Here is a 26,111-nt window from a genome sequence, read left to right as displayed (position 1 = left end):
TAAATGATAGAATAGTTCACACTATTCGTAGAATGCGTCAGATATTTTCGAAAACTGAGAAGTACATTTAGAATGTGGTATTGGCATGACCAGTACTATTATACCTCTATTATTAACTTAAATCATATATTATGAGCACAACAGCAACTGTAGAAAAAGACGTACTTCAAAAACCCAAATTCAAAAATCAATATGAAAACTATATTGGCGGCAAATGGGTTGCACCAAGTAAAGGTGAATATTTTGACAACATCTCACCGGTAGATGGTAAATCATTTACAAAAATACCAAGATCAACAGCTGAAGATATTGAAAAGGCAATTGACGCCGCTTGGGAGGCAGCACCATCTTGGAATACTTCATCTGCAACAGAAAGAAGCAATATGCTTTTAAAAATTGCCGATAAAATAGAGCAAAATTTAGAAGCATTGGCAAGAGCTGAAACATGGGACAATGGTAAAGCAATTCGCGAAACCAGAGCAGCAGATTTACCTTTGGCAGTCGATCATTTTAGGTATTTTGCTGGAGTTATTAGAGCAGAAGAAGGATCGGTCAGTGAATTAGATTCTAATACGGTTGCACTTAACGTCACAGAGCCATTAGGTGTCGTAGGTCAAATTATACCTTGGAATTTTCCATTACTAATGGCTACTTGGAAATTGGCTCCGGCGTTAGCTGCAGGTAACTGTGTAGTGCTAAAGCCAGCAGAACAAACGCCTGTAGGAATCTTAATTTTAATGGAAATCATTGAAGGTATTCTACCTGATGGCGTATTGAATATCGTTAACGGCTTTGGAGCAGAAGCAGGTAAACCATTGGCATCTAGCCCTAGGATTGACAAAATTGCATTTACCGGAGAAACAACTACCGGGCAATTAATCATGCAATACGCTTCTAAGAATATCACTCCTGTAACTTTAGAACTAGGTGGTAAATCACCAAACATATTCTTCGAAAGCATTATGGATGCCGATGATGAATTCTTTGACAAATGTTTAGAGGGTGCTAATATGTTTGCATTAAACCAAGGCGAAGTTTGTACTTGTCCGTCACGTATGCTGGTACAAGAAAGTATTTATGACAAGTTTATAGAACGAGTAATCGAACGCACAAAGGCAATTAAAATGGGACATCCGTTAGACCCGAACACAATGATGGGTGCACAAGCATCAAACGATCAGTTCGAGAAAATTCTTAGCTACATAAAAATTGGCAAAGAAGAAGGTTGTGAAGTATTGACAGGTGGCTCTCAAGCATATAATGAAGGTTTAGAAGGTGGCTACTATGTAGAACCAACCATCTTAAAAGGAAATAACAAAATGCGAGTTTTCCAAGAAGAAATTTTTGGTCCCGTACTTTGTGTAACTACTTTTAAAGATGAAGCCGAAGCCATTGAAATTGCAAATGACACTTTATACGGTTTAGGTGCTGGCGTGTGGACACGAGATACACACCAAGCATATCAAATTTCTAGAGCTATTAAAGCGGGTAGAGTTTGGGTAAACTGCTATCACCTATACCCTGCACATGCACCTTTCGGAGGATACAAAAAATCAGGTATCGGTAGAGAAAACCACAAAATGATGTTGGCTCACTATCGTCAAACCAAAAACATGCTTATCTCTTACGACAAGAAAAAAATGGGCTTCTTTTAATATCAAAGATCATATGAAAACTAAACGAGTATTAGTAACCGAAAAAGCAGCAGCGGTAATTGCAGAACTTAAAGAGAAACATGGCGAACTCATGTTTCATCAAAGTGGTGGCTGTTGCGATGGCTCTGCGCCAATGTGTTTCGAAAAAGGTGAATTAATGCTCGATGACAATGATGTTTGCCTAGGCAGTATTGAGGGTTGCGACTTTCATATGTCTAGAGACCAATTTGAATATTGGAAACACACTCAACTCACCATTGATGTGACCCCAGGTATAGGTTCAAGTTTTTCATTAGAAATACCCATGGGTATTCGATTCTTAATAAAATCTAGATTGTATTCTGAAGAAGAAGCAGAACATTTAGAACCCATTAGAATTGGAGCCTAGAAATAATGAGTAATAGATATAAGTCCTGATGTTTTTCATCGGGACTTGTTATTTAAAAAGGTTACTAGTTTTGTAGTAAATTTGTGTAATCAATTTGTCAACGTGAAAATTTCATTAAAAAAAATTCTAATTGCCCCTTTTGTATTTCTAGTTCGTTTTTACCAACTGGCGATATCCCCATATACACCTGCAACCTGTAGATATTCACCGACATGTTCTCAATACACTTTAGAGGCATTAAAAAAGCACGGTTTATTTAAAGGAGGATGGATGGCGACAAAACGTATTTTTAGTTGCAACCCGTGGGGCGGAAAAGGATACGACCCGGTTCCTTGAAGATTATTTTTTTTCAATCATTACTAGCTTGAAGGAAATATTAAGTTCAAAAATGCAAGTTCAAGTTCAAAATACAAGTCCAAACTCAAATTCAAAAAAACCTCTTATTCGATCTTCTAATTTGCACACCCCACATCTTTGTTTTTTTTTAATATTTCATCTTTTCTCTTTACCCTCAATTCTATTCTCTATTTTCTTAACCCTCTTTTAACTTATTACAAAACCGATTTCCATAATCTAAAGGCTAGGTAGATTTCTATTTTATTATCTTAGCCTTTCAAAATTCAACACATGCATTTCTTAGGAATTACTTGGAATCCGAACGAGACACTTTTCAACATCGGATTCATTCAAATAAAGTACTACAATCTTCTTTGGATCACCGCCTTTGCTTTAGGTTGGTTTATAATGAAAAAGATATTCCTCAACGAGAAAAAATCTGTTGAGCAATTAGACTCCCTTTTCATATACACTGTTTTAAGCACCATGTTAGGTGCCAGATTAGGTCATGTTTTCTTTTACGATTGGGCATATTACTCTAATCACCTTGTAGAAATATTAATTCCAGTACGTGAAAGTGCTTCGGGTAGTTTATTATTCGGCTTAATAGAGGGATATGAATTTACAGGTTTCACAGGTTTGGCTAGTCATGGCGCCACTATCGGTATTATTATTGGCACATATTTGTATACTAGGAAATACCCTGAATTCAAAATGCTTTGGATATTTGACAGAATGGTAATACCAGTTGCCGTCGGATGTTTTTGTGTACGCTTAGGAAACTTTTTCAATTCTGAAATTAACGGAAAAATCGTTGATGAGAAATTCATATTCGCCACTAAATTCATTCGCGATTCAGACGATTTGCATCCATCAAAAGCATTGGGTATTACACAAGAAAAAACATTAAATGCCGCATATGCAGCTATTGAGAACAATCCGCAATTTTCTCAATATCTAGCTGAGATACCATACCGTCACCCAGCACAATTATACGAAGGCGTAGGTTATATTTTAATATTTATTTTACTTTATTTCCTTTACTGGAAAACTGACAAAAAGAACAAACCAGGTTATTTATTCGGACTGTTTTTTGTGCTACTTTGGACCGTTCGTTTCTTAGTTGAATTCGTAAAGAAAAGCCAAGGTGGTTTCGAAGAATCTTTAGGCTTACTATCAACCGGTCAATGGCTGAGTATTCCTTTTATATTAGTAGGATTCTATTTCATGTTCAGAAAAACTAAAACTGCTAAATATTGAAGACGATACATAAAAATTCGGTTATTTTAATGGTTGTTGCACTGCTACTTTTTTCTTGCAAAGAAGAGTCCAAAAAAACTATCGCTACGCAAAGTGTAGATTTCACGCATGAAGGGGACCTATCTGTCTTTTTAAATTCAAGTGATACAGTAAAAACCAAATTTAATATTGAGTTTGCAGAAACTGATTATGAAACCCAAACCGGACTCATGTACCGCAAGGGAATGAAAAATAATCAGGGCATGTTATTCATTTTCCCTGACGAGAGAATGCATTCTTTTTACATGAAGAATACAGAGTTTTCCTTAGATATTATTTACATAAAAGAAGATTTAAAAATTGCTAGTTTTCAAGAAAATGCCCAGCCACTTAATGAGACTGGTCTATCATCACAAGTCCCTATCAAATATGTTCTTGAGATTAATGGTGGCCTAGCACAAGAGTTAGGGCTTTCTATTGGTGACAGTATTAGTTTTAGCAGAAAGTAAATAACTGCCTTTTATATTTTATTAAAGTAAAATGCCAGCGTACGTACTATTCAACGAAGCATCTGAACGCCTACTTTTTAAGGAAGTACAGCCATCAGATTTTGAGAACTGGCTACCCTTTCATGAAGAACCTTTAAGCAGTCAATATTGGTCTGGATTGCCAACCGATCCAATTACAGCCTGCCAACAACAATTTGACAGAATATTCGAGCGCTACAATGAAAATCTGGGCGGCATGAACGCTCTTTATTTAAAAAACACCAATACTTTAATAGGTCTATGTGGTGTATTAGTACAAGAAGTAGATGGTAAAAAAGAATTGGAAATAGGATACTCTATTTTACCAAAATACTGGCTACAAGGCTTTGCTTTAGAAGCAGCTCAAAAATGCAAACAAGTAGCTTTTACTAAAAAATGGGCAACTAGTTTAATATCCATCATACAAGTTAACAATATTCCGTCGCAGAAAACAGCTTTAAAAAACGGAATGTTTTTAGATTTTACGACCACCTACCACAATAACACAGTCCACATTTTTAGAATACATGCATCATGAATCATTGGGTAATTTACTTAGATAACAAATCTGATAAAAAAGGCTTCTTAAAAGATTTTCAAAAAGGGAGAACACCACAAGCACTTCAAGAGTTTGAGCATAAAGCTGGCAGATTATTTTCTCCTTTTACCCTAGAAAAATTAATTGATGAAGAAGATAAGCATGACAAAAAGATTATCAGTTCTGAGCATCAAGCACTAGAAACTATGTCTAGTGGAGAGCAAAAAAGAGCGTTACTATATTACTTACTGAAGGAAAATCCAGATTATATTATTCTAGATAATCCTTTTGATAATTTAGATATCGCCTTTCAAGAAGAATTAAAATCGATACTAAAAGACCACTCTAAACACATTTCGTTTATTCAATTGGCAAGCCGAAAATCTGACACGCTATCATTCATAAATTGTTTTGGAAAATTGAATGAAAATATATTCACCACCACCGAGAATACAACGTCAAATGATATCGAAATCGATAGCGCTTTCAATGCAGTACGTATTCCGCATGCTATCACGACATTCTCAAATCTTGAACCCACGCTAATTAATTTTAAAAACGTAAGCATATCCTACGGGGAGAAAAAGATTCTTAACAATATAAACTGGACAGTAAAAAAGGGCGATTTCTGGCAATTATCTGGCACCAATGGAAGCGGAAAATCTACAATGCTCTCCATGATATTCGGAGACAACCCCAAAGCATATGGTCAGAACATTTATTTATTTGGTAATAAAAAAGGAAGTGGTGAAAGCGTTTGGGATATCAAACAGAAAATTGGTTATTACGCCCCTGCAATAACACTTAAGTTCAATGGTAGACATTCTATAGAGCATATGCTCATTTCTGGATTAACGGACTCCGTAGGGCTCTATACCATTCCGACAGAGCTTCAAAAAAGGATTGTTAACCAATGGCTGACACTATTAGATTTACAAGATTTAAAAAATACCTATTTCAATACATTATCTACCGGTCAGCAACGACTAGTAATGACAGCTCGCGCCATGGTCAAAAGACCACCAATTCTAATTTTAGATGAGCCAACCGCAGGTATGGACGATGAGTCTGCCAGCTTGATGGTCTCATTGGTCAATAAATTTGCCGAAGAAACTGATACCGCTATAATATTCGTTTCGCATAGAAAAGAAAAAGGTCTAAAACCCGAACAGATTTTAGACCTAATACCCAGTGAAAATGGTTCCTCGGGGGTTATTAAATAACAGCAAACCTTTTTAAAGCAAAAAAGCCATTCATTTCTGAACGGCTTTTTCTATTTGAGTTAGTTGTATTATCTACTCTTCTTTTACTTTTTCACCAGAGGTAATTTTCTTGCTCAATGCATCGAACATTACAGGAGTTGCAATAAATACAGATGAGTATGTACCCACAACAACACCAACAATCATAGCGAACATGAATCCTCTTAACGACTCACCTCCAAAAATGAAGATTGCCAATAATACTACCAAGGTTGTTAACGAAGTATTCAATGTTCTACTTAACGTACTATTAATAGCATAGTTAATGTTAGAACCGCCTTTCCAGCCGCGTTCTGCCAAAGTTTCACGAATACGGTCAAATACTACCACGGTATCATTCAAAGAGTAACCAATTACCGTAAGTATCGCTGCAATAAAAGCTTGATCAATTTCCATACTAAAAGGCATTAATTTACCCAATATCGAGAATACACCAAGTACGATCAATACATCATGGAATACTGCAGTTACAGCACCCAATGAGAACTGCCATCTTCTAAATCTAATTAAGATATAAAGGAAAACTACAAGCAATGAACCTAAAATTGCCAAGAATGCATTTTTCTGAATATCATCTGCTATCGTTGGTCCAACCTTTACAGATGCTAAAATACCAACGGCCTCTTCATCTACTCCTCCTAATACAAAAGCTTCTTTACTAAAACCATCAGGCAAGTACTTTTGAAGCGAAGAATATAGTTTATCTTGAATTTCAGTATCTACTTCGATACCTTCAACATCTACTTTATAAGGAGTTGTAATTTTTACTTGATTAGACTCACCGTAAGTTTTCACATTTGTTCCGCTACCGAATACAGTATTCAATTCTGATGTTATTTCAGAAGGATTTACAGGATGTTCGAAACGAACCGTGTAAGATCGTCCACCTATAAAATCTACACCTTTTTGTAAACCTGGTCCTGCTAATAATGAGAACAAACCAACTGCTATTAAAATTCCAGATATTACATAAGCTATCTTTCTTTTTGACAAGAAATCAACATTGATTCCTTTAAAAAGGTTTTTAGTAATACCTGTTGAGAAATCTAAGCTTCTACCTTTTCCTCCAATATACCAGTCGATTAACAAACGAGTAATAAATATTGCAGTAAATAAAGATGTTACAATACCTATAAGTAATGTAGTTGCGAAACCTTTAATTGGACCCGAACCAAAAATAAATAAAATAATTGCAGTTAAACCAGTAGTAATGTTCGCATCTAAAATAGAAGATAGTGCATTACCAAAACCGTCAGCTACAGCTTGGCTTTTACCTTTACCTTTTGCTAATTCTTCTTTAATACGCTCAAAGATTAGTACGTTGGCATCAACCGACATACCAAGGGTTAAAACGATACCGGCAATACCAGGTAATGTTAGTACCGCATTTAAACTTGTTAAGACACCAAATATCAATAAAATGTTCAACATTAAAGCAATATCAGCAAATACACCTGCTTTACCGTAATAACCGATCATCCATAAAAGAACGATTACAAAAGCAATTAAGAATGACATAAAACCACTATCAATAGCTTCTTGACCTAATGAAGGACCAACAATTTCAGATTGAATGATTTCTGCAGAAGCAGGTAGTTTACCAGCTCTAAGTACGTTAGAAATATCTTTTGTTTCGTTTACTGTAAAGTCACCCGTAATTTCTGAACGACCACCAGATATAGGACCAGAAGAAACACCAGGAGCAGTGTATACTTTATTATCTAAAACAATAGCAATACCAGTCTGGTTCGTGTAAGCATCACCAGTTAATTTTTCCCATTCTTTAGCACCTTTAGTATTCATGGTCATAGAAACAGCAGGCTTGCTGAACTGATCGAAATCTGCTCTTGCATCACTTACAACATCACCACTAATTCTAGGCGTACCATCACGGTTAGATTTCAATGCATATAAATCGATAACTTCAGTTTCTTCTGCAGATGGTCTTTCCCAAACAAACTTGGTAAACTGAATATCAGCAGGCAATAGCCTTCTGATTTCTGGCATTCTTAAGTAAGAACCAATAGTCGCCGTATCTTTAATAGCAGCACGAAACATTGCATTGCTACCTGGGTTAGCAGGAATCAATAATTCGTATAAAGGATTTACCTGTGTAGCTAAATCTAAAGAATCAGCAGAAACATCAGATAATAAAGAATCTAATTCAGACTCCTCTTTAATTTGTTCTGGTTGCTTAACCTCAACAATCGTTTTCAATTTCTCATTCGCTTGAATAAGGAATGTGCTAAAGCTTGTATTACTTTGCTTATACGTTTCCCAAAATTCTAATTGAGCAGTACTTGATAATAAATCTTGTGCACGAGCGATATCTCTAGCACCTGGCAATTCAACCAAAATACGACCAGAGTTACCTTCTCTTTGAATGTTTGGTTGCGTTACACCAAAACCATCGATACGTTCTCTTAATACTTCAAAAGCAGAAACAATAGACTCATCTATTTTTCTTTTGATGATAGGCTTAACCTCATCATCTGACATTTGAAAGTTGATCTCATCGCTAAGACCTTTGTTAGCGAAGATATCTGGTGAAGCCAATTTAGTTTCACCTTTTATATTATCGAAAGCTTCAAAGAACAAATCGATATATGTATCATCACTATTTCTAGAAGCAGCATCTGCATCAGCTAAAGCCTTGTTAAAAACTGGGCTTTTAGTGTTGTTTGCCAATCCTTTAAGGATATCCTTAATAGAAATTTGTAATGTAACGTTGATACCACCTTTAAGGTCAAGACCTTTATTTAGTTCTTTCTTTTTAGCTTCATTATAATCGGTATATCCAAAAATAGGATTGGTACCAATAGAATCAAGATAGCTAGCTGCTGCTTCTTCTCTTTTTGCAACATAACCTTCTTCTGATTCAGAAATACGGCTAGCCGCGAAAGTATTCGCCTCTTTTTCTACTTTACTTGTAATGAAAGTATAGGATAGCTGGTAAATACTAACTAACCCAAATAATAAAGCAAAAAGCTTTATAAGTCCCTTGTTTTGCATTTGTAATAATTTAATTTATGTTGATTATTGTTTTGAATATTATAAAAATCTAAGTCAAATAACGTTTACGTAAAGTAATTACGTTGCTTAGAAATGCTTTTGAATGGAATTAGCTATTCCCATAAACATAAGGTCCTGCCCTTACTTCTGGAATTGTTCGTGAAGTGTTTTCAATTGCTATCGCAAAAGTTCTATTAATCTTAAATGCTGTATTTACAATAGCATCTTGCTCAAAAGATATGGTGGTACTAAACGGCTGAACTACCGGATAAGTAAATGTTTTACCATCTTGCTTTTGCGGTACAACCAGCGTAGCGTTTAACGTGACACCATCATCAGCTTGCTGATGCAAATCAGATACTACTAAATTATAGGTCTCAGGAAGTTCTTTTTTTGGATAATCTGAAGGTAATTCTTCTTCATTCGATAATGACTGATGGTTTTCTTGAGAAAGAAACTCCTTAACACTAAGTGCATCAACATCACTATAATAACGAATACTTAATTGAGCACCGTCATTTTCTACAATTTCAATAGCATCAATACCTAAGATTTCTAGTTTCTTAGTGATAATCGCTAAAATATCATCATGAGCAGTGCCTGAAGCTAATTCCACATTTGCAAATTGTAATGAAATTTGCTGATTAGAAGCTTTCTTTTGCTCTTGACTTAGCCCGAATAAGGCTAGAATAATAAATAAAGTACTTACGCACCATTTTGCATTCATGCGGCAAATATAAAAAGAAAGATTATTCTAGGTAGTATATTTGCTACAATATATATTTCTAAAGTATACCTTATTATACTAACAAAGCCTTTATAGTTGGACTATAAAGGCTTTGTTTTATGTATAAGAGCGTATAAACTACAACTCTAAAAGACCATTAGTTTTAGTTACACCAGCGGCACTTTCTTTCATTTTTGCTTTTTCAGCATCACTAAGAGGAATATCGATAATCTTTTCGATACCGTCTTTTCCTAATATTACTGGTACACCGATACAGATATCATTCAATCCGTATTCACCATCTAGCATCGTTGAACAAGGAAACATTTTCTTCTGATCACAAGCGATTGCCTGTACCATAGAAGATACTGCTGCACCTGGAGCATACCATGCACTAGTACCTAACAATTTGGTTAATGTCGCACCACCAACTTTCGTATCGTCGGCAACTTGCTGTAATCTCTCTTCAGATAAGAATTCTGATACACGAATACTGTTTCTAGTTGCATGAGATGTTAATGGCACCATACCGGTATCACTATGACCACCGATTACCATACCGTCAATATCAGAAATAGGAGCTTCCATAGCTTCTGCCAGACGATACTTAAAACGAGCGCTATCCAATGCACCGCCCATACCGATGATTCTGTTTTTAGGCAAACCAGTAGTTTTATGTACCAAGTACGTCATCGTATCCATAGGGTTACTAACTACTATAATGATAACGTTAGGCGAATGCTTTAAAAGGTTGCTTGAAACTGTCTTAACGATACCTGCATTAATACCGATCAACTCTTCTCTTGTCATACCCGGTTTTCTTGGAATACCAGAGGTAATTACAGCAACATGACTATCTGCTGTTTTTGAGTAATCGCTAGTACTACCAGTTATCTTTGTATCGAATCCGTTTAAAGAAGCCGTCTGCATTAAATCCATCGCTTTACCTTCAGCATAACCTTCTTTAATGTCCAAAATAACCACTTCTGATGCAAAATCTTTAATGGCAATGTATTCTGCACAACTAGCACCTACTGCACCAGCACCTACAACTGTAACTTTCATTTATTTCTATTTTATGAATTATTATATATAAAATGGAACGCCCACCTTATGTTTATTGAATTTTCACTTCAAAAATAGGTATTTATTGACGAAATATGCTATTGACCTATTGATTTAATTACCGCCCATAGCCTTTAAAAAAACATCGATAAAATGCAGGTTTTGTTAAAAAAAAATGCGCTTTAACGAAGAAATCATGAATTAGTTACCATACATCGAATTAAAGTAATAACCCAAAATTAGTGACGTTAAATACTGTGGATCCCAAATCCAAAAAATAAATTAACCTACTTATGACTAAGAAGTTCCTCTCTTTGTTGGCCATATGCGCCATAGTGTTTCTTGCGAATTGTTCTAGGATCGAACAAAACAACGATCCTATTATAGGAATATGGTCGCAATCCGAATTAATAATAACCGAAAATTCTTCAAAACAAACTATTCGAAAAGAATGGATTTTCAATGATGTTTTCTTAGGAAGATATCATGAGATCGACGGTTCTACAACTATCTTAAAAACAGATTTCAATTGGTCTAAACAAAACGATGTTTATACGATCGAGTATAAAGGTCTAGACGGCAAACCCAACAATATAATCACCATTAAAGCTACTGATGATGTTTCTTATCTTCAGAAGAAAGACGGTGCTACATTGGCAATAAGGGAATAAACGATTTTAACAGGGCCATGGGAAAAAGGCTGTCCGGAGGGATCTGGGCAGTCTTTTTTATACCCATTGTTGTTCCCTGCTAACAATTGAAAAGATTTTTATTACAGTTACCTACGCTTATTTAAAGCACAAAAAAAAAAGGTTCGACGGAATTAGAAATAATTCTATCGGACCTTTTTAATTACGTAAACTTTATTTACCTGAATCCGAAATTAATACCAACAGTTGCGGTATTGAATTCTCCTAAGTTATATTCTGCATTCAATCTAAAGAAACCTAATTTAAGCTTCGTACCTAAAGTACCAGTAACTCCGTTAACCTTCTTTGTTATAGAAAATGGATCTTCATATGTTTCTGAAGCAAAAGGACCACCAGTTACCCTATACGTACCCAATACATCTGTTACCGATTTACCGGTAATATAATTTACACCTCCATAAAAATTAATGATGGGCAGTTTTGTAGATACTACGGCACCAAATGCCCAACTGTTAATTTCTGCTTCTATTCGTTGATTTTCGCCATCTATTAAATCAGCATTGGCCAAATCATAATCGCCACTAATATTGGTATACCCAATAACCGCCGAAATCGCCACAGGTAAAATTTTATCAGCAGGTAATAATTTGGTGAAATCATGTTGAATACCTAAACCGAACAAACCAATAGATGCGTCTTCATATTCAATCTTTGGAAGAAATCTTGCTTTAACTTCAGTCCCTTTAATCAAACCTACACTTGCTTGCACATATCCTGAAGGAATAAAATCGATATCTTCTCCCGATAAACCAGATGGCAATTCAAAAGTCTCACGAACCGTTGCACCCAAAACTTCCCCTTCTACAAATACTTCTGTACCAGAAATATCTCCTAAGGCAGTTGAAACGGGTCTTGCCACACCAGGATTATCAACAAAATCTAAATTCTGATAATCATTAGGGTCTAAAATAAAAGTCTTCTTATCCTCCTTATTCTTAAAACCGGTAATGTTACCTATGATAGAAATTTCAAAGCCACCTAATGGTTTTGCATCAGCGGTATTATACCAACCTGTAGACATGCTAAATACTACACTTTCAGAAAGTGGAGCCATGTAATCTGTTGTAAACGTTTCTGCATCTTCAACACCCGCTGAAAGTACATTATTGAAATCTGCCTGAGCACTAACTGCTAGACATGAACCAATTAAAACACTAGTAACTAAATTCTTCATCGTTGTAATTTTACCTAAAACTAAAAAACCTGCGCTGTAGGCGCAGGTTTTTGTTGTGTAAATGGTATTTTCTATGTGTCAATGTTTGCATAAACGGCATTCTTCTCAATAAATTCTCTTCTTGGCGGCACTTCGTCACCCATAAGCATTGAGAAAACACGATCAGTTTCGGTCGCATTATCAATTTGAATTTGACGTAAGGTTCTAAACTCAGGATTCATTGTAGTATCCCACAATTGAGAAGCATTCATCTCCCCAAGACCTTTGTAACGTTGAATACTAACACCACCACTATAGCTATCAGCAATTTCATCACGCTCTTTATCACTCCAAGCGTATTGTTTTTTCTGTCCTTTCTTCACTAAATATAAAGGCGGAGTAGCAATGTAAATATGACCTTGCTCTACCAACTCTCTCATATAACGGAAGAAGAAAGTTAAAATTAATGTTTCAATATGACTACCATCGACATCGGCATCACACATAATGACTACCTTATGATACCTAAGTTTTTCAAGATTCAATGCCTTACTATCTTCATCTGTACCAATGGTTACACCCAAAGCAGTATACATATTTTTGATTTCTTCGTTTTCAAAAACCTTGTGTTGCATGGCTTTTTCAACGTTCAAAATCTTACCTCTTAAAGGCAAAATCGCTTGAAAGTTACGATCACGCCCCATTTTTGCAGTTCCACCCGCCGAATCTCCCTCGACAAGGAATATCTCACATTTTTCAGGATCCTGCTCAGAACAATCTGATAATTTACCTGGCAAACCACCACCGCTCATTACATTCTTACGCTGCACCATTTCACGAGCTTTAGAAGCTGCATGTCTTGCCTGTGCCGCAAGAATTACTTTCTGAACAATAGTTTTTGCATCGTCTGGGTGCTCTTCTAAATAATTGGTCAGCATTTCAGACACTGCCTGACTTACAGCTGCAGAAACCTCTCGGTTACCTAATTTTGTTTTCGTCTGACCTTCGAACTGAGGCTCAGAAACTTTTACAGATACAATTGCAGTAAGCCCTTCACGGAAATCATCTCCTTGGATCTCGAACTTCAATTTATCTAACATTCCAGAAGCATCTGCATATTTCTTTAGCGTAGAAGTTAGACCTCTTCTAAATCCAGATAAATGCGTACCACCTTCGTGTGTATTAATATTGTTTACGTAAGAGTGAAGATTCTCTGTATAACTTGTATTATAAATCATTGCTACTTCTACAGGGATTTCATTTTTCTCCCCTTCCATAGAAATAACGTCATTGATCAATGACTCACGGTTACCATCTAAAAACTTAACAAACTCTTTAAGACCTTCGTTAGAAAAGAACGTTTCACCAACATACTCCCCATTTTCATCTTTCTGGCGCTTATCTGTAATGCTAATGGTTACACCTTTGTTCAAGAAAGAAAGCTCGCGCATTCTATTCGCCAAAGTCTCATAGCTATATTCAATAGTTTGCGTAAATATGGTATCATCTGGATGAAAAGTCACCTCCGTACCTCTTTCTGTAGTCTCTCCTACTCTTTTAACAGGATATAAAGCTTTACCTCTAGAGTATTCTTGTTGCCAAATTACACCTTCTCTATATACCGTTGCCGATAAATGATCAGATAATGCATTTACACAAGAAACACCAACACCGTGAAGACCACCAGAAACTTTGTAAGAATCTTTATCGAACTTACCACCGGCACCAATTTTGGTCATTACAACCTGTAATGCAGATACACCTTCTTTTTTGTGAAGATCGACAGGTATACCCCTACCGTTATCTTTAGTGGTTATTGAATTATCTTCATTTATGATTACGCTAATGGTGTCGCAATGACCACCCATAGCCTCATCAATAGAGTTATCTACTACTTCATATACCAAATGGTGCAAACCACGGACCCCAACATCACCAATATACATGGATGGACGCATACGTACGTGCTCCATACCCTCTAAGGCCTGAATACTATCTGCTGAATAATTTTTCTTATTTGCTTCTTCGCTCATAAAATTATGGTTGTTTTACTTCAAATTTTGCAATCTTACAAATATACGCAATACCCTATAAAATATAGCCTTTCTAGCTATTGGACAATAGCAAGTTATCAACAATAATTGTGGAAAATTAGCCGTTTGTCCATAAAAAGCAGCATATTTAAGAATACACCCCTAAATTGAAGTACGAAAGCCGAATAAGCAATAAAATACACGACATTTAATTCATAGAAACACTTAGTAATACCATTAAATATTATATTATTCTTAGCACAATGTTAATATTTTATAAGCGAAATTAACGGGATTAAAACCGATGTGTGCGCTATCCAATAAATCAAGATAATATTAAGATTTCGTTTACATATGACTTTTAACTTAGCTATATAATCTTAAAATAATCTATTATGAACGAAGAACAATTTAAAGGAAAGTGGAATATAGCTAAAGGAAAAATTAAACAACAATACGGTGAACTTACCGATGATGACCTTACTTACACAGAAGGTAAATCTGATGAGCTATTAGGAAGAATTCAAGAAAAGACCGGAGAATCTAAAGAAAAATTAAAAGAGATGATTGATAGCATTTAAGGGCTATAGCAATATTCGCATAAAAAAGTAACCCCGTCTACAAAAGTAGACGGGGTTTTTACAATAGATATAATGACTAATTCAAACCCTATTGTTTAACGTATGCTTCGTCATGTACGTTAGCTATTGCTCTACCAGAAGGATCATTCATATTCTTAAATGCCTCATCCCATTCTAAAGCTGTTGCGGTACTACAAGCTACACTTGCTTCTTGCGGTACACTCAATGCCGCGGCATCACTAGGAAAATGTCCTTCAAAAATTGTTCTATAGTAATACTCTTCTTTGTTCAACGGTGTATTTATAGGAAAACGGAATGCCGCATTCTTAATTTGCTCGTCAGTTATTTCTTTGTCAACCAATTCTTTTAAGGTGTCGATCCAACTGTAACCAACGCCATCACTAAACTGTTCTTTTTGTCTCCATGCAACACTTTCAGGTATCATATCTTCAAACGCCTTACGAACTACCCATTTCTCCATACGCTCCCCGTTGATCATTTTATCTTGTGGGTTTATGCGCATAGCAACGTCCATAAATTCTTTATCTAAAAATGGCACACGCCCTTCAATACCCCAAGCAGCTAAACTCTTATTAGCTCTTAAACAGTCGTACATATGCAACTTGTCTAATTTACGTACGGTCTCTTCATGAAATTCTTGTGAATTTGGTGCTTTATGAAAATACAAGTAACCTCCAAATAACTCATCTGCCCCTTCACCCGACAATACCATTTTAATACCCATAGACTTAATAACTCTAGCCATTAAGTACATTGGCGTAGAAGAACGAATGGTCGTAATATCATACGTTTCTATGTTATAAATAACATCTTTAATAGCATCTAAACCTTCTTGTATGGTAAACTTAATTTCGTGGTGTACGGTACCAATGTGATCAGCAACTTTTTTTGCAGCTGCCAAATCTGGCGATCCTTCTAAACCTACAGAGAAAGAGTGTAATTGCGGGTACCATGCATCTACAGTATCACCACTTTCAATTCTTTTCTGAGCGTATTTTTTAGCAATAGCAGAGGTTACAGAAGAATCTAAACCACCCGATAATAAAACTCCGTAAGGTACATCAGACATTAACTGTCTGTGAACTGCAGCTTCTAAAGCTTCTTTAACTTCTTGAATGCTAGTTGCGTTATCTTTAACCGCATCATACTCCATCCAATCTCTAGAGTACCATCTTTTTATTTCTCCGTCAGAGCTATGTAAATAATGTCCTGGAGGAAATAATTCTATTTTAGTACACGTACCTTCTAATGCTTTCAATTCTGAAGCTACATAGAACGTTCCGTTTTTATCCCATCCCATGTATAATGGAATAATACCCATGTGGTCACGAGCAACAAAATATTCATCTTTCTCAGCATCATAAATAGCGAATCCGAAAATACCGTTCATCTCATCTAAGAAATCAACTCCTTTTTCTTGATACAGAGCCAAAATTACTTCACAATCAGACTCTGTTTGAAAATCGTATTTACCTTCAAATTGCTTACGTAACTCTCTATGATTATATATTTCACCATTGGCTGCCAATATCAATTTACCATTAGGGCTCAATAATGGTTGTTTTCCAGAAGCTGGATCTACAATAGCCAAACGCTCATGCGCCAAGATGGCTTTATCATCTGCATAGATTCCACTCCAATCTGGACCTCTATGTCTAATTTTCTTCGACATTTCTAAAAGTTGAGGTCTAAGTAACTCTGTACTTTCCTTAACATCAAATGCACATACTATTCCACACATAATCTAATTATTATATCAATTCGAATACAAATATCAATTTATTGTTTCAATTAACAAACACATACACCAATTATGATTACAAATTGTAATAATAAACTGCGTTTTTAGTTCTATTTGACATATATCTCACCTAAATCATGTTTAAAACGTGATGAAATGTAACAATCAAAAATTTAACTTCTTTTTATTAATACTACTGTAAGGAACTGCTTAGTTTTATGACCTAGAAAACCAAAACAATTATTATGAAAAAAGTATTTACAATAGCCACATTAATGTTAGCCTTAGTTTTAACTACTACGGTAACAGCCCAAGAGTTCTCTGGAATAGACAAAAGCCCAATGGATATGGCTGCCTACCCAACAGATTACAAAGTTTCTGAAAAAGCGGTACGTATCATTTACGGAAGACCACAATTGAAGGGTCGTTCTATGGAAGAATTAGCTCCAACAGGTAAAGTTTGGAGAACAGGTGCGAATGAAGCTCCTGAAATTACATTTTATAAGGATGTAAATTTCGGAGGTAAAGATGTTAAAGCTGGAACCTATTCTTTATTCACTATACCTGGCGCAGATGAGTGGACAGTTATTTTGAATAAAAATTTAAACCAATGGGGTTCTTATTTTTACGATGAATCTTCTGATGTTGCGCGTATAACTGTACCTAACGGTTCTGATACTGCGTCGCTTGAAGAATTTTCAATTGCTTTTAAAGAAGCTAACGACGGTGCTCATTTAGTTATGGGATGGGACAAAACAAGAGTTGCAGTTCCAATTAGTATGTAATAGAAACATGATTTATTAAAAAAGCCTCGGTCAATGACCGAGGCTTTTTTTTGACCTTTTTTATTTTATCGAACTATACCGTTTACAAAAGTCTGCTCGGCACGAATGGTAGGAATCTCTGATACCGGAACCGTCATCATATCCTTATCATAAATAACAAAATCTGCAACCTTACCTGGCTCTATGCTACCTTTTTCATCTTCTTCAAAATTAGAGTATGCCGCCCAAATTGTCATCCCTTTCAAGGTTTCTTCTCTAGACAAAGCTTCTTCCATTTGAAATCCTCCTTCAGGGAATCCACTTGTATCTTGTCGTGCAACTGCGGCATAGAATGTCAAAAACGGACTCACATCTTCCACAGGAAAATCGGTACCTAATGCAATAGTACCTGCTTTCTTTAATAATGTTTTATACGCATATGCGCCTTTTACTCTCTCACCTAAACGATCTTCTGCCCAATACATATCGCTTGTTGCGTGGGTTGGTTGTACTGAAGGAATAATACCATCTTCAAAATAATCAAAATCACCTTCTGTTAATACTTGGGCATGTTCAATTTTCCACCGTCTATCAGATTTACCTTGTAGTACCTTCTTATATGCTCTTAATACCGCAATATTAGCAGAGTCACCAATGGCATGCGTATTCATTTGATATTCTGAATTCGCCAATTTTTGAGCTAAAGCCTCAATCTCTGCAACAGGAGTAATCATAGCCCCAAAATGACCTGGCAAATCACTATATTCTTCTTTTAAGGCAGCACCTCTAGAACCTAATGCTCCGTCGCCATAAACTTTAATTGATCGCACATTCAATCGATCTGTTTTAATAGGTCCTTTGTTTATAAAATAGTCTACCTCTTCTTTATTGTTGCTTACCATGGCATAGACCCTGATAGACAATTCACCTGCCTGCTGCAAGCTATCGATAAGCTCAATGGTACTTCTATCTAATCCGGCGTCATTTACGGTTGTTAAACCGTGGTTCAAGCTAATTCTCTCGGCATCTTTCAACGCCCTAACTTTATCTTCTAACGTTGGCAATGGCATTATACTATCTATAAGCGTCATTGGGTTATCGACTAAAACTCCTGTAATACCAGAATAGCCATTCTCCCATTTTTTTACGATTTCACCACCTTCAACTTTGGTACTCCAGTCTATACCTGCCATATCCAAAGCTTTTTGATTGACTAAGTATGCATGACCGTCTACACGTTCTAAAGCCACCGGTATATCTGGAAAAATAGTATCTAATTCTGCTTTTGTCGGAAATTCTTTTATTTCCCAATCATTCTGATCCCAGCCTCTGCCTCTAACAAAGGACTTTGGGTTAGCTTCATGAAAGGCTTTTACGCGATCCAATACTTCATCAAAACTTTTAGTACCCACTAAATCTACCAATTGCTGGGTAAGTCCTAATCCATAAAAATGGCAATGTGCATCGATTAAACCAGGCGTAATAGCCCTGCCATCTGCATCGATCAACTGATCAGAAGTGTAAACATCTCTTATTTCATCGGTAGAACCCACAGCTATGAACTTACCATCTTGCACTGCAAAAGCTTGGGCTTCAGAAAAAGAATCATCTACGGTATAGACTTTTGCATTTACGATTACAAGGTCGACTTTCTCTTTCATGAGTTCGCAACCAGATAATAAGACGAGTAGAATTGGAAGTAGTTTTTTCAAATCAAAATAGTTAGTTCGTAAAATCATCAAAGTAGGTCACTTAGACCTTCTTTAAAAAAATACTGAAAACTAAGTATTTTTTCGGAAAGATTTAAATCTTTATTCTACAGGTAATTGGCGAACTCCAAAAATTTCACTGGTACCAATGACAGAATAACTTTCTCCCATGATTTTGTCATCGTTAACCTTTAATATAAAAGATACGCGTTTTAAGCCTTCGAAATTTACATTAAAGTTGATACCGTTATCCTGTACAACCACATCTAGACCTGTAAGCATACCAGTGGCTAATTTCACAGAAACATCGTATGTACCGTCTTTTTGGGTTATAAAAAAGATACCTTTCTCATAAGGTGCTTCAACATTTGTCATCGTATATTTCCAAACACCCAAAACAGAATCGGTGCTAACAGTCGCTTCGGTTTTTTGCAAACTACTGTATTTAGCTGAATTGTACTCTATTGAAGAAAATGAACAGAATACTACTATCAGCAGCATACCTTGAAATAATAATCTTGCGGTTTTCATTAATGGTGGTGTTATACTATCTATTCTTAACGTCGATATTATTTTAATATTTCAAATAAATGTCAGGCTTTTACTACATTACTACTTTTGCTGAGCAATCCAATTTGTTATTTTTTCTTCTAATAATACCAAAGGTAAACTACCTGAGTCTAAAATTTGACTATGAAATTCTCTAATATTAAATTTATCGCCTAAAGCTTTCTCTGCCCTGGTTCTCAGTTCTCTAATTTTTAACTGGCCAATCTTATACGATAGCGCTTGGCCTGGTGTTGCCATATAACGTTCTATTTCAGCAATAATACTCTCCTCAGATTCAGCCTCATTATCTAAAGAGTATTGAATCGCTTTTTCTCTGCTCCATCCTTTTGCATGAATACCTGTGTCGACGACTAAACGAATTGCTCTATGCATCTCCATACTCAACATACCAAAATACTGGTATGGATCGGTATAAATCCCCAATTCCTTTCCTAAAGATTCTGCATATAACGCCCATCCTTCCACAAAAACACCCATACTCTCAGGGTGCAAAAACTCCGGAAGATTTTTATTCTCTTGTTGTAAACTTAATTGAAAATGATGCCCAGGTATCGCTTCATGTAAAAACAAAGCTTCATCATGTACCATGTTATAACCTTTTACATCAGGGATCGGTACATAGAAAATTCCTGCTCTTGATCCATCTTTTGAACCTGGAACATATTCTGCACTTGCCGATGCTTCTCTAAATGCTTCTGTTCTACGCACATTGAAACCTGCTTTTGGTGTTAATGCAAACAAAGAATCTATTCGTAAAGCAATACGATCATTAATACCATTAAAACTTTCAATGACCTCTTCTGGTTTTGAAAAAGGCATCAATTCTTTTTTATTACGTAGCGAGTTAAAAAATGATTTTAGGTCTCCTTTATATCCGATTTCATTTTTAACCGTTTCCATTTCCTTGGAAATACGAGCAACTTCAGACAGCCCTAATGCATGAATTTCATCAGCATTCATAGTTGTGGTCGTATGTAATTTTATTAAATATTGATACGTTTCTATTCCATTTGGAAGGTCTAGTAGTCCGTCTGTATCTCTACAAGCAGGTAAATAATCCTCCGATAAAAACCGATTCAACTCCACATATTTAGGCGACAGTTTTTCTTGAATGAAATCTTCATAATTACTTTGAAGAATATCCATATCAACATCAGGCAAGCCATCGGGAAAATTCATAACCGGCTGGTAGAACAGATTTTCCTCAAGCGGAACATCAATAAACGATTGTATCTGTGGCAGCATTTTTAAGGTCAGTACTTTTGGTAGCACTACACCTTTATCCATACCTGTTTTCATCTTCTCGATAGATGTGTCTAAGAACATTAAATAATCTTCTAACCTGCTTAACCAATTATTATAATCTTCAATACTCTTAAACGGCTGTACACTAGTGCCACCTGCTAGCTGGGCAACATATAAATGCAAAGATTGTATCTGAAAAAGTGGCATTAACTCAAAACTTGGCAAATCATAGATAGGCGAAGCAACCGTAACTATGGGGTTCATCGCCCCTTCTAACTTCACTGTACAATCCCACTGCATAACGCGCAAACTCATATAATCGGCCGCACTCACATTAGCAGCATTATATTGACCTAGTTCTTCTAGAAAATAAGTGTAACGATCTTTTAAATGTAGAATGTAATCATCAGAAATATAATCGGCTATCGTGTCATTATACTCCGAAAAGCCAGCTTTGGTTGCCTCTATAGGGTTGATACTTTTCTTAAACTCGTAAAATTCGGCAAAAACCTCAGCGATAGGTTTCGTTGTAGTAAACTGTTCTTGTTTTGTAGATTCTTTACAAGAAGTAATAATAACAACGAACAATAAAAGCCAAAGCGTACGAATCATAGTATTAGTATTTGTACTGAAAAATACAAAACTATTATGATTGATCAACCTCTATTTTATTGAATTTAAAAAACGATTTACTTCTTCGATTTAGAATTCGCCTTCTCTTTAATTTTTACGTAAATCAATTTTTTACGCCCCTTAGAATCTTCTCTTCTTTCAATTTCGAAATGAGGAATGGAATTGATCAGCGGTGTTAGTTTTTGAAATCCGTAATTACGAGAATCAAAATTTGGCTGTTTTTTCTGTAATAAGCTACCAACATCACCTAAAAACGCCCAGCCATCATCATCGGCAACATCATCGATAGTCGTAGAAATAAAACGTAATGCCTTAGGTGTAATCTTATCGACCGTATTCTTTTCTGTGGGTGTTTTATTTGTAGCATCTGAAATTTCTTCTTCTGATCTACTTTTAAGAATTTCTATATAAATAAATTTATCACAAGCTACAATAAACGGATTAGGTGTTTTACGCTCACCAATACCAAATACTTGCATACCTGCCTCTCTTAATCGCGTAGCCAAACGCGTAAAATCGCTATCGCTACTAACTATACAGAATCCGTTTACCTTGCCGGTATAAAGAATATCCATAGCATCGATAATCATGGCTGAATCGGTTGCATTTTTACCTTGTGTATATCCGTATTGCTGAATAGGTGTAATCGCATTTTCAAGCAAAACATTTTTCCATTTCCCTAATCGTGGGTTGGTCCAATCGCCATAAATACGTTTTATGGTAGGGTTACCGTATTTAGCAATTTCCTCCATCATTTCTTTTACATAGGCAGACGGTATATTATCGCCATCTATCAATACTGCTAAATTCAAATCCATTTTGTAGTGTTTTATGTAAAGGTAATTTGATTTCTACTTGAATAGCAAGATGTTAACCGATAAAGTTAAAAATGATTTTTTTACTGCGGATTATTAGCCTTAATAGAACCAATGACCAAAAATATCAAAAAAGCCAAACCAAGGTAACCTACCATTTGGTACGACCCAAAAGTAGATAAGCAAAGACTGAATAAGCTTGGTGCCAATGCACTCGCCAAAATCAAAAAGCTCATTATTTTCCCAGTGATGCTTCCCAAATGCGCTCTACCAAAAAATCGAGGCCAGGCAACCGCATTCAGAACTGCGAAGAATCCGCCTAAAATACCAAAACCTGCAATCAGCATAGGTATGCCCGCTGCAGTTGGCAAGAAAAGGAATCCGAGAGAGGCTAAGAATCCCCCTAGCAACATTAAATATAAATATAGCTTTAATGGCAGGTAGTCACTTAGAAAATTGAATATGGTAGAAACGGTAACGGCAACTACAGAACCAGGTAAGAAAATGGCAATGGCATCTTCTTTTACAAAACCTTCGTTCGTAAAAATAGAAACAACATGAAATGTGAGCCCCGTAATAAAGAAGCTATTAAAGGCAAGGGTAAGTCCGTACATCCAAAATGCTCTTTCTTTTTTTGCCTCTTCTAACGTAAACTGTTTTGGTAGTATTTTTTTCTCTTCCTCATCTGCCGATAATGATTTTGCGCCATCAGGTAACAAACCATGTTTCTCTGGCGATATTTTATAAAATGTGTAGATACATACACTAAAAACCAACAATGCGATAGCTAAAAACTGCCAAGTACTTTCCCAACCATAACCATCAATAAGTGCATTTACCCAAAGTGGAGAAGAAGAGAATCCGAAAGAAAGCGCAACGCTACTAAAAGAATTGACCTTCCCCCTATTCTTATCGAACCATATCATGATCACATTTCGAGATGCCATCGTTAACACCCCTTGACCCGCAAAACGTAATAAGAAAAACAACACGGTCATTAATGCGAAAGGCACTATCCACGTATCAATTTCTAGCAGCTCTTTAATATACGAACTCATTATGGCAGACCAAGAACACAAAAACAAAGTTATCCCCAGTGATATCGCTGCAAAAAATGCCACATAACGTGCGCCATACGTATCAAACCAAACACCTGCCCTACCGATGACTAAAGAACTTACAATAGTACCGATCATGTAGGCATTACTAAATTGGTTTCTCGAAAGACCTAATGCATCTTTAACCGGGTCTGTAAAAACGGACACACCAATGGTCTGACCTGGAATACTACAATAGATGCCAATAGTACCGATTACGAGAATGACATAACCGTAGAAAATGGGACTTTTAGCTGGATCAATTAATGGTTTCTGAAGAAAATTTGCCATAGAAAATTTGCTAGTACAAAAGTACAGCATCGCCTTCACTCATTTTATCATTAACTTGTTAATCTAAAAACAAAATCAGAACAAATGAAGAATAAATTCTCAATACCCGTACTTCTATTTTTGCTTGCGGTAATTACATCTTTCTCAAGCTTTGCTCAAGAAAAAGAATACTACGAGCTAAAAACCTACACCATAAAAAATGAAACCCAAGAGAAAATGGTCGATGACTATTTAAAGAATGCCTACATACCGGCTTTAAAAAGAATGGGTATTGAAAATATTGGGGTGTTTAAGGTACGACCCAATAAGTTTAAGGTAAGTAACAAGATATACGTGTTGATCCCTTTTCAGTCATTAGCAACTTTTGATAAACTAGAAGCTATGTTAGCAGTAGATAAAACCCACCTTTATGCAGGTGCCGATTATATCAATGCAACACACGACAAAAAACCTTTCGAACGAATCAGTTCAGTATTACTGCGTGCTTTTTCAGATATGCCTAAAATGAAGCCAAGCGAAGTAGAAGGCTCACGTGCAGATAGAGTGTATGAATTACGCAGTTATGAAGGTCCAACCGAAGCCATGTACCAAAGAAAAGTAAATATGTTCAATGAAGGTGGTGAAGTAGAACTATTTGAAAAATTAGGATTCAATGCAGTTTTCTATGCCGATGTCATCTCTGGTGATAAAATGCCCAATTTGATGTACATGACCACTTTCACAAATATGGAAAAACGTGATGCACTTTGGAAAGATTTCGTTGATTCTGATAAATGGAAAGAAATTTCTGTAATGGATAAATACCTAAATACCGTGAGCCATGCAGATATCGATTTGCTGTACCCAACCGAGTATTCTGATTACTAATTTGCCTTACTTAAAATAAATTCTACGCGCCGGTTGAGAAATCTACCGGCTTCCGTTTCGTTCGTTGAAATGGGTTTTGAACTACCAAAACCTTGCTTGGTGATTCTATTATTTTGAATTCCGTTTTTAGTTAAATATGTAACCACCTCTTCAGCTCGGCGTATAGACAATCGTTTATTAAAAGAATCTGATCCAATACTGTCGGTATGGCCAAAAATTTCAATATTAATATTTGAATTCTTTTTTAAATAAGACAACAAAGATTCCATCTCTTGCTGGTGGTTTCCTCTTATTTTAGAAGTATTAGAATTGAAATACACATCTTTAAATATGTGCACGCTATCCAATTCGTATTCTTTGAGCACTGTAACCTCTGAATTTTGAGGTTTTGCATTCACCTTCGATACCGAAACCATATCTAAATAGTAGTAAGAACCTTTGGTAATTTTTCTTTTCGTTTGATATTTCTGTGTGCGTTTGTTGTTTTTAAAGTTTCCAATAGTCAAATAATTTTCTGTGCCCGAAGCTTCAAACTCCGTACTCAATTTCACCCATTTGATTTCATCGGAATAATACTTGGTATAGGATATTTCTAGTTCTTCGGATATTTCACCCTGCATCTTAGAAAAGTGTAATCCAGATAATACCTTGCTTGTTTGTACAGCCACAGGAAACTCAGTAAACCGGATGCCAAATTCCTTCACAGCAAAATCTGACCGTTCAGCCAAACTCACGTAAAATGAAATCGTGTATCGTTCTCCTCTCTTCAACGTAGAACTTAACCTTGCTTGAATATATTCTCTGTAATCGTTGGGTGCATACATGTAGAAACCTACATAGCCGACACCGAAATTAGCTGGTTGCTTACCATTAAAATTCTCTGGCGTACCCATAACAATGCTGCAACCATTAAAATAATCGGTAGAACCTAAAGTCGGTATATTCCAATCTATCACATCTTTTTCAAGATTACCCAATTTAACGGGACAATCTCTATACTTTTCAAAACTAGGATTCACTACCAAATTTTGTCCAAATCCGTAAAAATTCATGCAGAACATCAGTATACTTATAATTCCAAAAAGAGGTATTCTAGTAGACATTTGCGTTGTTCAGAATCTCTAAAATACTG

23 protein-coding genes are annotated in these 26,111 nt (G+C 35.9%); 11 read left to right on the top strand and 12 right to left on the bottom strand.

Features of this window, described 5'->3' with window-relative positions; all coding sequences use genetic code 11:
* Positions 1-131: 131 nt before the first annotated feature.
* The 7 genes from exaC (at position 132) to DFQ03_RS05940 (ending at position 5,906) form a co-directional block, all read left to right on the top strand.
* On the top strand, positions 132-1,655 hold the full coding sequence (exaC, locus tag DFQ03_RS05970) for an acetaldehyde dehydrogenase ExaC (protein WP_133672264.1): 1,524 nt from the start codon (positions 132-134) through the stop codon (positions 1,653-1,655).
* Between the two features lie 13 nt (positions 1,656-1,668).
* Positions 1,669-2,043 carry a DUF779 domain-containing protein gene (locus DFQ03_RS05965; protein WP_133672263.1) on the top strand — a complete coding sequence of 125 codons (375 nt, stop codon included), beginning with the start codon at positions 1,669-1,671 and terminating at the stop codon, positions 2,041-2,043.
* A 102-nt stretch (positions 2,044-2,145) separates the two neighbouring features.
* Positions 2,146-2,379, top strand: a complete 234-nt coding sequence (gene yidD / locus DFQ03_RS05960; protein ID WP_243834433.1) for a membrane protein insertion efficiency factor YidD — start codon at positions 2,146-2,148, stop codon at positions 2,377-2,379.
* 291 nt (positions 2,380-2,670) lie between these two features.
* The gene (gene lgt / locus DFQ03_RS05955; RefSeq protein ID WP_133672262.1) at positions 2,671-3,639 is read left to right on the top strand and encodes a prolipoprotein diacylglyceryl transferase; all 969 of its coding nucleotides are present in this window, start codon (positions 2,671-2,673) and stop codon (positions 3,637-3,639) included.
* The gene (locus DFQ03_RS05950) at positions 3,636-4,127 is read left to right on the top strand and encodes a DUF192 domain-containing protein (RefSeq protein ID WP_243834432.1); all 492 of its coding nucleotides are present in this window, start codon (positions 3,636-3,638) and stop codon (positions 4,125-4,127) included. The genes lgt and DFQ03_RS05950 overlap by 4 nt, the downstream gene beginning before the upstream one ends.
* Positions 4,128-4,158: 31 nt before the next feature.
* Entirely contained in the window at positions 4,159-4,683 is a 525-nt protein-coding gene (locus DFQ03_RS05945) for a GNAT family N-acetyltransferase (RefSeq protein WP_133672261.1), read from the top strand.
* Entirely contained in the window at positions 4,680-5,906 is a 1,227-nt protein-coding gene (locus tag DFQ03_RS05940; RefSeq protein ID WP_133672260.1) for an ATP-binding cassette domain-containing protein, read from the top strand. The genes DFQ03_RS05945 and DFQ03_RS05940 overlap by 4 nt, the downstream gene beginning before the upstream one ends.
* Before the next feature lie 72 nt (positions 5,907-5,978).
* Here DFQ03_RS05940 and secDF read toward each other — a convergent pair whose 3' ends face one another.
* The 3 genes from secDF to DFQ03_RS05925 form a co-directional block, all read right to left on the bottom strand.
* Complete coding sequence (gene secDF / locus DFQ03_RS05935) at positions 5,979-8,957, bottom strand: protein translocase subunit SecDF (protein ID WP_133672259.1); 2,979 nt, start codon at positions 8,955-8,957, stop codon at positions 5,979-5,981.
* 109 nt (positions 8,958-9,066) lie between these two features.
* On the bottom strand, positions 9,067-9,684 hold the full coding sequence (locus DFQ03_RS05930; RefSeq protein ID WP_133672258.1) for a hypothetical protein: 618 nt from the start codon (positions 9,682-9,684) through the stop codon (positions 9,067-9,069).
* 138 nt (positions 9,685-9,822) lie between these two features.
* Positions 9,823-10,749 (bottom strand): malate dehydrogenase, encoded by a 927-nt coding sequence (locus DFQ03_RS05925; RefSeq protein ID WP_133672257.1) that lies wholly within the window; start codon positions 10,747-10,749, stop codon positions 9,823-9,825.
* Between the two features lie 293 nt (positions 10,750-11,042).
* Between DFQ03_RS05925 and DFQ03_RS05920 the strand changes: the two genes are divergently transcribed.
* A complete protein-coding gene (locus DFQ03_RS05920; RefSeq protein ID WP_133672256.1) occupies positions 11,043-11,420 on the top strand; it encodes a hypothetical protein in 378 nt (125 codons plus the stop codon).
* 196 nt (positions 11,421-11,616) lie between these two features.
* Here DFQ03_RS05920 and DFQ03_RS05915 read toward each other — a convergent pair whose 3' ends face one another.
* Both DFQ03_RS05915 and gyrB read right to left on the bottom strand, forming a co-directional pair.
* Entirely contained in the window at positions 11,617-12,633 is a 1,017-nt protein-coding gene (locus DFQ03_RS05915) for a DUF6588 family protein (RefSeq protein WP_133672255.1), read from the bottom strand.
* A 71-nt stretch (positions 12,634-12,704) separates the two neighbouring features.
* On the bottom strand, positions 12,705-14,645 hold the full coding sequence (gyrB, locus tag DFQ03_RS05910) for a DNA topoisomerase (ATP-hydrolyzing) subunit B (protein WP_133672254.1): 1,941 nt from the start codon (positions 14,643-14,645) through the stop codon (positions 12,705-12,707).
* Positions 14,646-15,040: 395 nt separating this feature from the next.
* On the opposite strand from gyrB, the gene DFQ03_RS05905 reads away from it, so the two are divergent.
* Entirely contained in the window at positions 15,041-15,226 is a 186-nt protein-coding gene (locus DFQ03_RS05905) for a CsbD family protein (protein WP_133672253.1), read from the top strand.
* Between the two features lie 88 nt (positions 15,227-15,314).
* Here the strand turns inward: DFQ03_RS05905 and asnB are convergent, their stop codons facing one another.
* Positions 15,315-16,988, bottom strand: coding sequence for an asparagine synthase B (gene asnB / locus DFQ03_RS05900; RefSeq protein ID WP_133672252.1), 1,674 nt, complete (start codon positions 16,986-16,988; stop codon positions 15,315-15,317).
* Between the two features lie 245 nt (positions 16,989-17,233).
* Between asnB and DFQ03_RS05895 the strand changes: the two genes are divergently transcribed.
* Positions 17,234-17,773: a DUF2911 domain-containing protein gene (locus DFQ03_RS05895; RefSeq protein ID WP_133672251.1), complete on the top strand. Its 540-nt coding sequence runs from the start codon at positions 17,234-17,236 to the stop codon at positions 17,771-17,773.
* Between the two features lie 65 nt (positions 17,774-17,838).
* On the opposite strand, the gene DFQ03_RS05890 is transcribed toward DFQ03_RS05895, so the two are convergent.
* The 5 genes from DFQ03_RS05890 to DFQ03_RS05870 all read right to left on the bottom strand — a co-directional run bounded on the left by DFQ03_RS05890 (position 17,839) and on the right by DFQ03_RS05870 (position 24,112).
* Positions 17,839-19,464, bottom strand: coding sequence for an amidohydrolase (locus DFQ03_RS05890; protein WP_394346259.1), 1,626 nt, complete (start codon positions 19,462-19,464; stop codon positions 17,839-17,841).
* A 99-nt stretch (positions 19,465-19,563) separates the two neighbouring features.
* The gene (locus DFQ03_RS05885) at positions 19,564-19,992 is read right to left on the bottom strand and encodes a hypothetical protein (RefSeq protein ID WP_133672249.1); all 429 of its coding nucleotides are present in this window, start codon (positions 19,990-19,992) and stop codon (positions 19,564-19,566) included.
* A gap of 81 nt (positions 19,993-20,073) precedes the next feature.
* Positions 20,074-21,888, bottom strand: coding sequence for a DUF885 domain-containing protein (locus DFQ03_RS05880; RefSeq protein WP_133672248.1), 1,815 nt, complete (start codon positions 21,886-21,888; stop codon positions 20,074-20,076).
* Between the two features lie 77 nt (positions 21,889-21,965).
* Complete coding sequence (locus tag DFQ03_RS05875) at positions 21,966-22,727, bottom strand: NYN domain-containing protein (protein ID WP_133672247.1); 762 nt, start codon at positions 22,725-22,727, stop codon at positions 21,966-21,968.
* Positions 22,728-22,807: 80 nt separating this feature from the next.
* Positions 22,808-24,112, bottom strand: a complete 1,305-nt coding sequence (locus DFQ03_RS05870) for an MFS transporter (protein ID WP_133672246.1) — start codon at positions 24,110-24,112, stop codon at positions 22,808-22,810.
* 84 nt (positions 24,113-24,196) lie between these two features.
* Here DFQ03_RS05870 and DFQ03_RS05865 point away from each other — a divergent pair, with 84 nt between their 5' ends.
* Positions 24,197-24,979, top strand: coding sequence for an NIPSNAP family protein (locus tag DFQ03_RS05865; RefSeq protein ID WP_133672245.1), 783 nt, complete (start codon positions 24,197-24,199; stop codon positions 24,977-24,979).
* On the opposite strand, the gene DFQ03_RS05860 is transcribed toward DFQ03_RS05865, so the two are convergent.
* Entirely contained in the window at positions 24,976-26,082 is a 1,107-nt protein-coding gene (locus DFQ03_RS05860; RefSeq protein ID WP_133672244.1) for an OmpA family protein, read from the bottom strand. The genes DFQ03_RS05865 and DFQ03_RS05860 overlap by 4 nt on opposite strands.
* Positions 26,083-26,111: the final 29 nt, after the last annotated feature.

It is taken from the genome of Maribacter caenipelagi, from assembly GCF_004364175.1.
GTDB lineage: Bacteria > Bacteroidota > Bacteroidia > Flavobacteriales > Flavobacteriaceae > Maribacter > Maribacter caenipelagi.
The sequence above is the reverse complement of the archived record's forward strand: the minus strand, read 5'-3'. Positions and strand labels throughout refer to the sequence as shown.